Origin of the sequence: Variovorax sp. NFACC27, from assembly GCF_048301545.1 — a bacterium.
In the GTDB taxonomy this organism is placed as follows: Bacteria; Pseudomonadota; Gammaproteobacteria; order Burkholderiales; family Burkholderiaceae_C; genus Variovorax; species Variovorax gossypii.
This window is the reverse complement of record NZ_CP157613.1, coordinates 3957658-3970328: the sequence shown is the minus strand read 5'-3', so window position 1 is coordinate 3970328 and position 12671 is coordinate 3957658. Positions and strand designations below refer to the sequence as shown.

General features: G+C 68.5%; 9 protein-coding genes. 5 read left to right on the top strand and 4 right to left on the bottom strand.

What is annotated here, in order from left to right; genetic code table 11:
• Positions 1-1107 carry a TauD/TfdA family dioxygenase gene (locus tag ABL840_RS18600; protein WP_093307147.1) on the bottom strand — a complete coding sequence of 369 codons (1107 nt, stop codon included), beginning with the start codon at positions 1105-1107 and terminating at the stop codon, positions 1-3.
• Between the two features lie 186 nt (positions 1108-1293).
• Between ABL840_RS18600 and ABL840_RS18595 the strand changes: the two genes are divergently transcribed.
• Complete coding sequence (locus ABL840_RS18595) at positions 1294-2178, top strand: LysR family transcriptional regulator (RefSeq protein ID WP_093307146.1); 885 nt, start codon at positions 1294-1296, stop codon at positions 2176-2178.
• Positions 2179-2227: 49 nt separating this feature from the next.
• On the opposite strand, the gene ABL840_RS18590 is transcribed toward ABL840_RS18595, so the two are convergent.
• Together ABL840_RS18590 and ABL840_RS18585 are read right to left on the bottom strand one after the other, a co-directional pair.
• A complete protein-coding gene (locus tag ABL840_RS18590) occupies positions 2228-3703 on the bottom strand; it encodes a SidA/IucD/PvdA family monooxygenase (protein WP_093307145.1) in 1476 nt (491 codons plus the stop codon).
• 214 nt (positions 3704-3917) lie between these two features.
• On the bottom strand, positions 3918-4352 hold the full coding sequence (locus ABL840_RS18585) for a DoxX family protein (RefSeq protein WP_093307198.1): 435 nt from the start codon (positions 4350-4352) through the stop codon (positions 3918-3920).
• A 439-nt stretch (positions 4353-4791) separates the two neighbouring features.
• Between ABL840_RS18585 and ABL840_RS18580 the strand changes: the two genes are divergently transcribed.
• Positions 4792-7041 carry a hypothetical protein gene (locus ABL840_RS18580; protein ID WP_093307197.1) on the top strand — a complete coding sequence of 750 codons (2250 nt, stop codon included), beginning with the start codon at positions 4792-4794 and terminating at the stop codon, positions 7039-7041.
• 35 nt (positions 7042-7076) lie between these two features.
• Here ABL840_RS18580 and fusA read toward each other — a convergent pair whose 3' ends face one another.
• Positions 7077-9137 carry an elongation factor G gene (gene fusA / locus ABL840_RS18575; RefSeq protein ID WP_093307144.1) on the bottom strand — a complete coding sequence of 687 codons (2061 nt, stop codon included), beginning with the start codon at positions 9135-9137 and terminating at the stop codon, positions 7077-7079.
• A gap of 298 nt (positions 9138-9435) precedes the next feature.
• Here fusA and ABL840_RS18570 point away from each other — a divergent pair, with 298 nt between their 5' ends.
• From ABL840_RS18570 to ABL840_RS18560, 3 genes are all read left to right on the top strand, one after another.
• Positions 9436-10266 carry a DUF6502 family protein gene (locus ABL840_RS18570; protein WP_093307143.1) on the top strand — a complete coding sequence of 277 codons (831 nt, stop codon included), beginning with the start codon at positions 9436-9438 and terminating at the stop codon, positions 10264-10266.
• 14 nt (positions 10267-10280) lie between these two features.
• The gene (locus ABL840_RS18565) at positions 10281-11681 is read left to right on the top strand and encodes a DUF5666 domain-containing protein (RefSeq protein WP_093307142.1); all 1401 of its coding nucleotides are present in this window, start codon (positions 10281-10283) and stop codon (positions 11679-11681) included.
• A gap of 340 nt (positions 11682-12021) precedes the next feature.
• Entirely contained in the window at positions 12022-12501 is a 480-nt protein-coding gene (locus ABL840_RS18560) for a hypothetical protein (RefSeq protein WP_093307141.1), read from the top strand.
• The last annotated feature ends 170 nt before the right edge of the window (positions 12502-12671 follow it).

The following is a 12671-nucleotide window of genomic DNA, read 5'->3' as shown; positions in this document are numbered from 1 at the left end:
TCAGGCCTGCTCGCTCAAGGCGGGTTGGCGCGCATCCGCGTTGCGCGAGCGCACCGGCTCGCTGGCGCGCGGCAGCAGGAAGGGATCGAACACCCGCTCCTGCCGCTTGCCGAAGGAGCGGAAGTTCCACAGGTTGGTCGTGACCATGATGCGCTGCACCCAGCGATAGGCGCGGTCGTTGGAGTCGAAGCTGGGCACGAAGCTGTCGCGCGAGTGCAGCGCGAAGCGGTTGTTGACGAAGACCAGCCGGCCCGGCTTGATGTCGATGGCCTCGGAGACCGCCCTCACCTCGCGGTGGAAGTTCTCCAGCGCCGTCCTGGCGCGCTGGTTCACCGGCAGCACCATGTCGGGGTAGAAGGCCACGGTCACGCGCGGCAGCTCCAGCGGGCCCGACAGCACCGGGCTCAGGTCGGTGTTGTCGCGCGGCGTGGGCGTGGCGCCGCGCCAGCGGTACGGCACGCGGATGATGAAGTTGCGGCCGTAGAGCGCCTCCAGGTCCTCGTCGCTCAGGCGGGCCAGCGCGAGCCGCGCGTCGGCCACCCGCGTGAACGGCCCCCGGCCCTCGCCCTCGGGCGCGGCGCGCAATCCGAGCAGCAGCAGCGCGAGCGGCGAGGTGTCGCCCTCGGGCATGAAGGCCTGGGCGGCGTTCTCGATGTGGAAGTCGAGCTCCACCTCGGAGCCCAGGCCGGTGTAGTCGTTGCGCGTGTGCTTGTGCGGCGTGAGGTTGTTGACCAGCTCCAGCCCTTCGTGCGAGATCGAGTACGGCTCGCCGATGGCAGCGCCGAGCGCCGCGAGCAGGTTCTCGCTGAGCACGCCGTCCTTGAACTGGCGCCCGGTCTCGCCGAACTGCGGGCTGCCCCTCACGCCGGAGTCGATCGGCAGGTTGTCGACCACCAGGTAGGCATAGGCGGCGCTGTTGGACGATTTGATGACTTCCAGCAGCCGCACCAGGCGTTCCGGAAAACCGGAATAGACGCGCCGGCGAAGCTCGCCGATGTAGGCCGAACTCCCTGCCGGGTCGTAGTCGAGGTCTCCGAGCACCTGACGGATCTGCTCGGCCTCGCTGGCGGTGATGCTCACTTCGGCTCTCGAACCTTGGTCTGACATGAAAACTCCTTGAGTGTGTCGACAGGCGCGCGGCAAGGCGCGTCACGATGGGACAGCGGTTGGGTCTGCTGACGCTGACGCGAGGCTATTGGCGATTTTTTATCTCAAAAACGAATCAATTTGATATTTCATATCCGATAATCAGATTTATTACTTTCCGCTGAATCTGGAGAAAAGAGGTCACCCATGGACCGTGTATTGCTCGAAACCTTCAAGGCCGTGGTGGACGAAGGCGGTGCCCTGAAGGCGGCCAACGTGCTCGGCTGCGCCCAGTCCAACGTGACGACGCGGCTCAAGCAGATGGAACAGCGCCTGGGCGTGCCGCTGTTCAACCGCCAGGGCAAGCGGCTGCAGCTCAGCGAGGCCGGGGAGCGCTACCTGCCCTACGTGACGCGCATCCTCGATCTCATCGACGAAGCGGCAGCCAACGCACGCGCCGAGGCCCCCGCGGTGCAGCGCCTGCGCGTGGGCACCATGGAAAGCACCGCCGCCATGCACCTGCCGCACGCACTGGCCGCCATGCGGCAGGCCTTCCCCGAACTCGAGCTCCAGCTGGAGGTGGAAGCCGAGCCCGCGCTGTCGCAGATGCTGCTGCAGCACCGGCTTGACCTCGCGGTGACCGCGCGCGTGAACGAACGTGCGGGCCTGATCTACGAGGCGGGCTTCGACGAGCCGCTCGTGGTGGTGGCGCAGGAAGACCCGGCGGAACTGCTGGCGCAGGCGCCCGTGTATGCGCCGACGCTGATCGCCTTCCGCGAAGGCTGCCCCTATCGCACCATGGCGCAGCGCTGGCTCGAATCGCGGCGCATCGCCTGCGCCCGGGTGCTGTCGTTCAGCACCTATGGAGCGGTGCTGGGCTGCGCGGCGGCGGGCATGGGCATTGCGGTGGTGCCGCGCAGGCTGGTGGAGAACCAGGCGCAGTCCTACCAGTTGCAGGCCTACCGCCCGCGCGACCTGGCACCGGCCACGAGCTACTTCGTGTACCGCGAGGAATGGCAGCCCGGCGTCGAAGCCCGGGCGCTGATGCAGGAGCTGCGCCGCTCGGCACGCCAGCCGGTCACGCCGCTCTGAGGCGCGACAGTCCTGTTGTCTCCGGGCAAGCCGGGAACATCGGCGGGCCTCAGGCCGCGAGCCGCTGCCTCGCGCCGGCCTGCCAGATCGCGCTGGCGTAGAGCGATTCGTCGAAGTCCGGCGGCACCTCCGCGCGCGTGCGTTCCTCGTGCAGGGCGAAGTCGGCCAGCAGCAGGTCTTCGCTGATGCGACGCACCACCGCGGGCACATAGCCGCGGATGCTCGGCACGTCGCCCAGCGGCAGGCCGGTGCTGGCGAAGCCGCCCGGGTTGTAGATGTGGATGTCGCGCAGCCAGGGCGCGGTGCCGGGCGTCTTCTCCAGGAGTTCGAGTCCCGCGCCCAGGTACGGCGCCGCACCGAGTTCATCGTCGCGCTCGTGCGCGGGCGGCTCGAAGCGGTCGCGCCAGCGCAGCACCAGGTCGGCGATGCCGGCCAGTTCGGGCCGCTGCGAGAGCTCGTGCGTGTAGCCCGTGCCGGCGATGGCGAAGTCGAAGCGGAAGCTCTCGTCGTTCACCGAAGCGACCACCTTGCCGTCGCGCACTTCCGCGCCCTGCCAGGGCGAGGACAGGTGCAGGTGGAAATGCGGGAACTTCAGCACGCGCTGCACCGAATCCGGTGGCGGCGTGGTGCCCAGGCGGCGATAGCGCGCCGCATGGTGCCAGCGCGTGGCATCGGGCAGCGCGAGGTAGTTGTCGTAGAGGCCCGGATAGCCGCGCACGCGTGCCACGGGCGTGGCCGCCAGCCGGTCGCGGCGGGCGAACAGGTGCACGGCTGCCGCGCCGCTTTCGAGGGCGACCGCTGCCGCGTCGAAGGCCGATGCGGCGGCACCGATCACGGCCACCGTCTTGCCGGCGAGCGCCCCGAAGTCGATCGCATGGCCTGTGTGGGCCGCGAGGCCCTGGCTCACGGCCGATGCCAGCAGGTCGGGAATGAAAGGCGCGCCGCTGCCGGCCACGCCGTTCGCGAAGATCAGCTTGCGCGCGGTCTCGATGCGCGGCTCGCCGTTCACTTCGAGATGCAGCCGGAAGTGCGGCACCGCCCCACTCTCCACCGGCTCGAAGCGGACCAGCCGCGTCCCGTAGCGCACCGAGGTGCCCGTGATGCCCCGGAACCAGTCCAGGTACTCGGCCCAGGCCGTGCGCGGAATGCGGTCGATGGCGGCATACGCCTCCTGGCCGTGCCGCGCCTCGTACCAGGCCTGGAAGCCCAGCGCCGTGACCGGCCCCTCGGGACCGACAAGGTTCTTCAGCGTGCGCAGCTTGTGCATGCGCGCCCGCGTGAGCCACACGCCGGCCTGCGAGGTCCCGGCGGCGGCATCGATGACGCTCACGCCGCCAATGCCAGCGCGCTGCAGCGCGAAGGCGAAGGCACTGCCGGTCTGGCCGCCACCGACGACGAGCACGTTGTGGTCGATGCCCGCATGGGCCGGCACCCAGTTGGCTGGCGCGGGGCCGAGCAGGCGCAGCGCTTCCTGCGCGGCGTGGTCAGGGTTCGCGGCGTTCGCGAGGGAGGATGAAGAGCTCATGTGCGGTGCTTTTCGTTGTGAAGCTGTTGCATGAATTCACGATGCACCCGCGCGCAAAAAAACGGGCCCCGAAGGGCCCGTTGAACGTCGCTTCGGGTACGACGAGGAGACACTCACCTCGAAGGCAAGACACCCCATTCTTCAGGCGTGGCCACGAAAAGCGAAGCACGGAATCCGCATACGTTGATCCGTTTTTGTTCTTTGGGCTGCGAGCCTATGCCGCTGCGGCAGAGGCGCCGGCCACCGGCGCACGACGTCGCCAGGCATCGATGCTCCAGGGGCCCGCGCCGGCTGCGGCGATGAACAGGAGGACGAACGAGAACAGCACCGCGGCCTCGCCCTGGTTGAGCGAAGGAGCCAGCACGAAGCCCTTGGATGCATGACCGATGAAGTACGCGAAGGCCGCCAGCCCCGACAGCACGAAGGCGACCGGGCGCGTGAACAGCCCGATCAGCAGCAGGATGCCGCCGAAGAACTCCAGCACGCCCGCCGCCCCCAGCAGCGAGACGAGCTGCAGGTTGTCGAAGAAGGCCACGTGCGGAAAGCCGAACAGCTTCGCCGAGCCGTGCAGGATCAGCAGGTAGGCCGAGACGATGCGCAGCACCGAGAGAGCGGGCGGAACCAGGCGGTCTGTGTTGGGAATGGTCATGGCGGTGAAAGCGATGGAAGGTTGAAGGAAAGAAAGGAAAAAGAAGAACAGGAACGCTCTGAAATTCTGTGATGGCGCCACTCGCATCCAAAGCTCGAAATTCGCACTTCGACCCTCGCTTTCTTTCTTCAGACCTCCTTCACGCCTCCCTGCCCTCGCCGCGAACGGAACCCGCAGACGCCCGAGCCGCGGTCCAGCCCACACGGCGAACAGCGCGGCGGCCCACTCACGGGCCTGTCACCAATGAAGCGTTCTCGATAAGGCCATAACCAAGGCATCTGAGTGCGCCTGGCGATGTCGGCATAGACCGACAGCGCAGCGCGCCGTCTGTCCTCAATGCATTCGGCGCGCGCGATCTAGGCTCTGCCCCATACGAAGAAACCGCGTTGCACGTTCGTTGTACGCACGCAAGCACGCCGCACCGCAGGAAATCAACCTAGTGACGACAGCCTCCACCACCCCTGCAATCCCCGCCGGCGTGCCCGGCACCGAGACCGAGACGCCGCCCCGGCAGCCGCACAGCTGGCAGTTCATCCGCGCGGGCGGCGTGGACCAGGTGGTGTTCCGCAGCGGAGAAGACATCGCCCGCATCGCCGAACTCGACCAGAAGCTCTGGGTTGCGCTCGCCTGCCCCACGCGCGGCATCGACTTCGACCCGCGCACGCTCGACCTGATCGACTCCGACGGCGACGGCCGCGTGCGCCCGCCGGAGGTCATCGCGGCCTGTCAGTGGGCCTGCGAGCGGCTGCGCAGCGCCGACGTGCTGCTCGCGGGCGGCGGCGCGCTGTCTCTCGACGACCTCGACAACACAGGCTCTCCGGGCTCGGACCTTGCCAGGGAGGGCCGGCGCATCCTCGACCTGCTCGGCAAGAAGGATGCGAACACGCTGACGCTCGCCGACATTTCCGATCGCGGCGAGTGGCTGGCGTCGATGCGCTTCAACGGCGACGGAGTGGTCACGCCCGAAACGGCCGGCGACGACGGGCTGCGCGCGACCATCGAGGAAGCGATGCGCACCCACGGCAGCACGCCCGACCGCCACGAGAGCAGGCCCGGCCTCGACCGCGCGCGTGCCGAGGCCTTCATGGCTGAAGCGAAGGCGGTCCACGATTGGTACGCCAAGGGCGACGAGGAAGCGCTGCTTCCTTTGGGCGAGCGCACCCTGGCCGCGACCGAGTCCATGCGGGCAGTCGCGGCCAAGGTCGATGACTTCTTCGCGCGCTGCCGCGTGGCCGCCTACGACGTGCAGGCGGTGGCGGCGCTCAACCCATCGGCCGATGCCTACGACGCGCTATCGAGCCATACGCTCGACGTGGGCGCGCCGCCGATCGCCGAGCTGCCGCTGGCACCCGTCACGCCCAGCCGTTCGCTGCCGCTGCACGGCACCAGCCTGAACCCTGCCTGGACCGATGCGATGGCCGTGTTCGCGCGCGATGCGGTGGCCTCGCTGCTGGGCGAACGCGATGCGCTGGAGGAAGAGCAATGGCAGGTGCTGCGCCGCCGGCTGGCGCCCTGCGAAGCCTGGATAGAGGCACGCCCGGCCAATGCACTGGCCGGCCTTTCGCGCGATCGCGTCACCGCGCTGCTCGCGACACGCGACGCACTGTTCGCGCTCATCGCCGAAGACGAGGCGGCCGAGCACCACAACCGGCTGCTGGTCGACCTCGAGAAGCTCCTGCGCCTGCAGCGCGACCTGCGGGTGCTGCTCCACAACTTCGTGTCCTTCAAGGCGTTCTACCAGCGCGAAGGCGCCATCTTCCAGGCCGGCACGCTCTACCTCGACGGGCGCAGCTGCGAGCTCACGGTGCAGGTGCAGGACACGGCCCGGCACGCGGCGCTGGCAGGGCTGGCCAAGACCTGCCTCGCGTACTGCGACTGCACGCGCCAGGGGCAGAAGATGAGCATCGTCGCGGCCTTCACGGCGGGCGACGTCGACTTTCTCTTCGCCGGGCGCAACGGCGTGTTCTACGACCGCCAGGGCCGCGACTGGGATGCCACCATCACCAAGCTCATCGAGAACCCCACCAGCGTCGCGCAGGCCTTCTTCGCGCCGTACAAGAAGTTCGTTCGCCTGGTCGAGGAACAGGTGGCCAAGCGCGCGGCGGCGAGCGAGGCCGGTTCGCAGAGCGCGTTGCAGTCGCTGGCGGGCCGGGTCGCCACGGCGGATCAGGCAGCGGCCCCGGACGCCTCGAAACCGCCGGCGCGGCCTGGCGTGACGCCGGCCGCAAGCCGCATCGACGTCGGCACAGTGGCTGCCATCGGCGTGGCGCTGGGCAGCATCAGCGCGGTGCTGGTCGGCATCTTCGGCAAGTTCATCGACCTGGGGCAGTGGATACCGGTGGCGCTCGCCGGCATCGTGATCGCGATCTCGGGGCCGAGCATGCTGATCGCCTGGCTGAAGCTGCGCCAGCGCAGCCTGGGGCCGATCCTCGATGCCAGCGGATGGGCCATCAACGGGCGCATGAAGGTGAACGTGCGGCTCGGCGGGCTGCTGTCGCAGACCGCGCGCGTGCCGCCGGGCGCGAAGCGCATCGCCGCCGATCCTTACCGCGAGCGGCACGGCCTTGCGGGCGTGCTGGCCGCGGTCTGCATCGTCGGCATGGGCGTGGTGCTGGCGTGGCGCATGGACTGGCTCGACGACCGGCTGCCGCCGCGGCTGCAGCACGGAACGACCATTTCGGGGCAGTAGCCGGAGGCGAGCGCGTGATCGGGAAGACCGCCGCCCTAGTCCTCGTCGCGCACCCGGTACTGGTCCGTCAGCGTCTGCTGGACGCTCGGCGGCACGGCCTCGTAGTGCGACAGCGCGATGGTGTAGCGCCCCTGGCCGCTGGTCATGGCATTGAGCCGCGATTGGTAGTTGGCCAGCTCGGCCATCGGCACCTGCCCGCCGACGGCCACGGTGCCGGCGCCCAGGGTGGATGTTCCGGTCACCAGCCCGCGCCGCGACGACAGGTCGCTGGTGACGTCGCCCACGGCATGCTCGGGCACGTCGATCTCGATCTGCACGATCGGCTCCAGCACGACGGGCCGGGCCTCGCGGATCGCGGCCATGAAGGCCTTGCGGCCGGCGGTCGCGAAGGCGATGTCCTTGCTGTCGACGCTGTGGTGCTTGCCGTCGTGCACGACGACGCGGACATCGACCACGGGGTAGCCGGCGATCGCGCCGCACACCAGCACCTCGCGCACGCCCTTCTCGACCGCGGGAATGAACTGGTTCGGTATCGCGCCACCCCTGACTTCGTCGTCGAACTGGAAGCCTGCGCCGCGCGCCAGCGGCTCGATGCGCAGGAAGACCTCGCCGAACTGGCCCGCGCCGCCTGTCTGCTTCTTGTGGCGGTGGTGGCCCTGCGCGGGCGCGGTCACGGTCTCGCGGTAGGCAATGCGCGGCGGGCGCGTCTGGACCTCGAAGCGGTACACCTCGCGCAGGCGCTCGAGCACGATGCGCAGGTGAAGCTCGCCCAGCCCGTAGAGCACCGTCTCGTTGGTCGCGACCACGTGCTCGATGCGCAGGCACGGGTCTTCGGCCGCGAGCTTGCCGAGGATCTCCCAGGCGCGCTGCTCGTCTCCACGGCGCTTGGGCTCCACGGCCAGGCCGTGCACCGGCACCGGGAACGCCAGCGGCGCGAGATGGACGTGGCTGTCTTCCGCGGCGTCGTGCAGCACGGCGTCGAAATGGACCTCCTCGACCTTGGCCACCGCGACGATGTCGCCGGGCACGGCGCGCGATACCTCCACGTGGTCCTTGCCCTGGAGCATGAACAGGTGGCCCACCTTGAAGGGCTTGCGGCCGTCGCCGATGTAGAGCTGGCTGTCGCGCGTGACCGTGCCCTGGTGCACGCGGAAGATGCCCATCTTGCCGACATAGGGGTCGATCGTGACCTTGAACACGTGCGCCAGCACGTGCAGCGCCGGGTCGGGCCTGGCCTGCATGGGCTTCGCCTCCGCGCCCTCGCCGACGAGGAAATCCGGCGGGTTGGCTTCGGTCGGGTCGGGCAGGAGCTTGACGATCACGTCCAGCAGCTCGGCCACGCCGGCGCCGCTGCGCGACGAGACGAAGCACACCGGGATCAGGTGGCCTTCGCGCAGCGCCTGCTCGAGCGGCGCGTGCAGCTCGGACGGACTCACGTCGCCCTCCTCGAGGTAGCGGTCGACGAAGGCCGCGTCGACCTCGACCACCTGCTCCACCAGCGCGCGGTGCGCCGCTTCGACGGGGCCGAAGTCGGACTGCCCGAAGCGGTTGAAGAAGCAGTCCACCACCTGCCTGCCCACGCCGTCGGGCAGGTTCAGCGGCAGGCATTCGCGGCCGAATGCGGCCTGGATGTCGGCCAGCAGGCCCGCCAGCGAGACGCCCTGCGAGTCGATCTTGTTGACGATGATCATGCGGGCGAGGTGGCGCGAGGCCGCGTACTCCATCATGCGCACCGTCATCGGCTCGATGCCGGTGGCAGCGTTGATGACCACCGCCGCCGTCTCGACCGCCTCCAGCGCCGGCAGGCTCTGGCCGAGGAAGTCGGCGCCCCCGGGCGTATCGATGAAGTGGATGCGGGTGCCGGCATGGGTGAGGTGCATCACCGATGCGTTGAGCGAGTGCTGCATGCGGCGCTCGAGCGGGTCGTGGTCGCTGACGGTGCTGCCCCGCTCGACGCTCCCGCAGGCCCCTATGGCACCCGCCTTGTGCAGCAGGGCCTCGGCAAGAGAGGTCTTGCCCGAGGCGGCGGCGCCGACGAGCGCCAGCGTTCGCACTGCTTCCATTTCGGCCGCGAGGCCGTTCGATCGGCTTGGCATGGCTGGACTCCTTGGCGTCCGGAAGGCCGGCCCGGCGGTCCCGGCTGCTGTGCGTGGACGCCGGGCCAGCGTACGGGATTGAAGGGGCTGTTGCAAGCAGGCCACGGCGCGCGCCCTCGCCTTTCGGGCCGACATAAGGCGTTCGGCCGACGGATCGTGCGCCGCCTAGGGCTTAAACAGTAGTCCAAAGCTTTCACATGAACGCTGTTGCGCAGGACAATAGTGTGCAAACTGTCCGTTGGCGGCAGGCGCCGCGGACCCCTTTTCAAACGTACCTTATGGAATAGCGCTCGCTTTCATGGAACGCCGGCTGGATTGGGCCCTCGCTGCTTGTGCCCGCATTCTTCGCCCGGTGGTAAGGCTTGCCCTCGCGATGGGGGTCAAGCATCCCCACCTGGAGGAGTTGCTGCGCGACCTGCTGATCGAGGAGGCGCAGCGGAGCTGGCGTGCCCAGGGTGTGCCCAGGCCCAACCTGAGCCAGCTTTCCATCACGACCGGCCTGAACCGCAAGGCGGTGACCGCCAAGGTACGGGCCACTTCCGACCCCCTGCCCCACACCGAGCTGTCGGCTGCAGCCAAGACCTTCACGTTGTGGTTGCAGATGCTTACGCAGAATGACTCCTTCCGGCGCCTGCCCATCACGGCAGGCAGCGCCACGCCCTCCTTCGAGGCCGTGGCACGCATGAGCAGCCGCGGCGACGTGCATCACCGCACCATCCTCGACGAGCTGGTGCGCCTGAACATGGTGAGCGAGGAAGAAGGCGTGGTCGAACTCACGACCGACGGCTTCGTGCCGGTGGAAGACCTGCAGTCGATGCTCGCCTTCCTGGGCGACAACGGCCGCGACCATCTGCTGGCGGCCGTCTCCAACACACTGGGCGACGAGCCCAGGATGCTCGAGCGCGCGGTGTACGCGCGCGGGCTCACGCTGCAGGAATGCGAGCAGATACAGCGGCTGGTCAGGGAGCGGTGGGCCGCCCTGCACCATGAGCTGGCGCAGGAAATGACACAGGCGGTCGACCGCGCCCCCTCCGGCTCGACGGGGCGCATCAGGGTCGGCATCTACACCTACTACCAGGACGAGAACGTCGAGAACGTGCCGGCGCCACCTCCCAGACCACCTGACTGAAAGCGAGCCACGCCATGAACAAGATCAAGACACCCTGGCGGCGTTTCATGCTCGGCCTCCTGTCCGCAGGCTTCATTGCGCTGCTGCTGTCGTGCGGCGGTGGCGGAGGCGACGGCAGCAGCGCCGGCGGCCTGTCGGCTGGTCTTGGGGTTGCAACGGGGAATGCGGCGGTGGCAGGCACCGGAGGAGATGCCGCTGCGGGAACGGGAACGGGCTCTGACGGGGCGGGCAGTGGCGGCAGCACTGGCGGCAACGGTGGCAGCGGCGGAACCGGTAGCGCGGGCGGCGGAACGAGCACCGCCGGCAACAGCGGCACCGACGGCTCCGGCGTAGGCTCGGGCGGAACCGGCGTGACAGCGGACGCCGCCGGCATCGGCGCGGCGGACGGCCTGGGCAGCATCATCCTCAACGGGCTGCGCTACGACACCGACAGCGCCACCTTCACCATCGAGGACGCCAGCGAACTGCAGATCGGCATGAGCGCGCGCGTCGCCGGCAAGGTCGACGCCAACTTCACCAGCGGGGTCGCCACGCAGGTCCAGTCGGCGGCCGAGCTGCGGGGCGAGGCCTCGGGCATCGACACCTCGGCCGGCAGCTTCGTGGTGATGGGTACCGTCGTCAGCATCGATTCGGCCACCGTCTGGGGCGATGCGGACGGGCTGACGGACGTGCGCGCGGGGAGCATCGTCCAGGTGTGGGGCCTGCCCAGCGCACCGGGCGCGCTGCGCGCCACGCGCATCCAGGTCGCTCCCACGCTGAACGCGCCCCTGGTGACAGGGACCGTGCAGAACCTCGACACGCTGCACCAGACCTTCACGCTCGGCCAACTGACGATCGACTACGCAACGACGGCCTTCTCGGGCATGAACGCTTCGGCGCTGGCCAACGGCGTCATCGTGCGCGTCCGGGGTACCGCCGCGCCTGCCGCCGGCGTGCTCATCGCGACGACCGTGCAGGGCTGGTACGCGATTCCGGTGAGCGACGGCATCGCCGTCCAGCTGGCGGGTGTCATCACCGACTTCGTCTCGCGCGGCTCGTTCAAGGTGCTGGGCACGCCTGTCGACGCGACCAACGGGCAGATCACCGGCGGCCCCGCGAACTCGCTCGGTAATGGTGTGAAGGTCGAGGTTGACGGTTTCATGTCGGGCGGCGTGCTGGTGGTGAAGAAGCTGCGCATCCGCAATGTGCCGGGCACTGGCGGGCCGGCGTCGTTCACGCTGATCGGGGCGATCGGGGCATACCACTCCGCCGCCGACTTCAGGGTGCGCGGCCAGCCGGTCGACGCCAGTGGCAGCGGCGTCCTCTTCGAGAATGGCACCGTCTCCGACCTGGCCAATGGCCGGCGCGTGACCGTTGTGGGAGACCGCGTGGTCGACGGCGTACTGATCGCTCAGCGGGTGACGTTCACGCCCTGACCTGGCGCGTCACAGGGGGCGCCCGCATTGCTCGGGCGCCCTGTTCCGCTCTCCATCCACCCGGAAATTTCGTTCGCGGAGCATGTCCTCTCGACAAGGGCATGCGGTTGATGTACAACGAAATCACTAAAGTGAAAAATTCACATTTCAACCGCAAATGGCTCCCGAACCTCGTGGCGAACAGGATCCGTACCGCTGCGGCTTTCAGCCCGCAGTGTCGTCACACGCCTTGAAGCGGCGTCCAGGAGGTGATGCGAACCCGGGGCCCCGGCGGCATTTTCAGCTGGTTTCTCCTCCCCCACGGGCTCGACGTGCACATACGGTGCAGATAGGAGCATGTATGCCGCTCAACCTCCTCCTCCAGCTTCTTCATGAGAAGTTTCCGGTCACGCTGACTTCCGACCCGGACATCAGGAATGCCTCGGTCCTGCTGGCGACCGGGCTCGTCGAAGCCGAATTCCATCTCGATCACTTCGGTTACCAGCAGTACGAGAGCGCCGTGGTGTTCGCCATCACCGATGAGGGTCACGCGGAGATCGCCAGCCTGAGAAGCGGCCATGCCGCGGCCGCTTCCGACGAGCAGGAGTGGCCGGTCATGCCGCTCGACTACCTGCGCAAGATCGGCAACTCGGTCTTTCCGCTTCGCATCGACGACCCGGCCGGGATCAATTCCGTGGCCGTCCTGAACGCGGCCGGTATGGTCGAAGCCACGCTTCCTCCGCCCTGCCGAGCCCGCCAGGCCCAGCAGAAGTTCAGGCAGGCGGTCGTCCTGCGAGTTACACCTCTGGGCCGCACGGCGCTCGTCGGGCGGCGGGTGTAACTCCGGTAGCACGGCAACGGCCTTGCGGCATCGCACTGACCGGGTACCCGCAAATCTCGCGCGTCGCCCCGACTGAAGGATGGCCGCCCCTCGACAAACGCCCTCGGTAGCGGTGCAAACCCAAGATATGTTACTCAATGCAACAAACGTCACAAGGTGGTCAGATGCGG

Excerpts from the sequence above, each read along its gene's own strand:
- ABL840_RS18585 (WP_093307198.1), bottom strand. The coding sequence starts at position 4,352 with ATGACCATTCCCAACACAGACCGCCTGGTTCCGCCCGCTCTCTCGGTG.
- ABL840_RS18570 (WP_093307143.1), top strand. The coding sequence starts at position 9,436 with ATGGAACGCCGGCTGGATTGGGCCCTCGCTGCTTGTGCCCGCATTCTT.
- ABL840_RS18565 (WP_093307142.1), top strand. The coding sequence starts at position 10,281 with ATGAACAAGATCAAGACACCCTGGCGGCGTTTCATGCTCGGCCTCCTG.
- ABL840_RS18590 (WP_093307145.1), bottom strand. The coding sequence starts at position 3,703 with ATGAGCTCTTCATCCTCCCTCGCGAACGCCGCGAACCCTGACCACGCC.
- ABL840_RS18595 (WP_093307146.1), top strand. The coding sequence starts at position 1,294 with ATGGACCGTGTATTGCTCGAAACCTTCAAGGCCGTGGTGGACGAAGGC.
- fusA (WP_093307144.1), bottom strand. The coding sequence starts at position 9,137 with ATGCCAAGCCGATCGAACGGCCTCGCGGCCGAAATGGAAGCAGTGCGA.
- ABL840_RS18560 (WP_093307141.1), top strand. The coding sequence starts at position 12,022 with ATGCCGCTCAACCTCCTCCTCCAGCTTCTTCATGAGAAGTTTCCGGTC.
- ABL840_RS18600 (WP_093307147.1), bottom strand. The coding sequence starts at position 1,107 with ATGTCAGACCAAGGTTCGAGAGCCGAAGTGAGCATCACCGCCAGCGAG.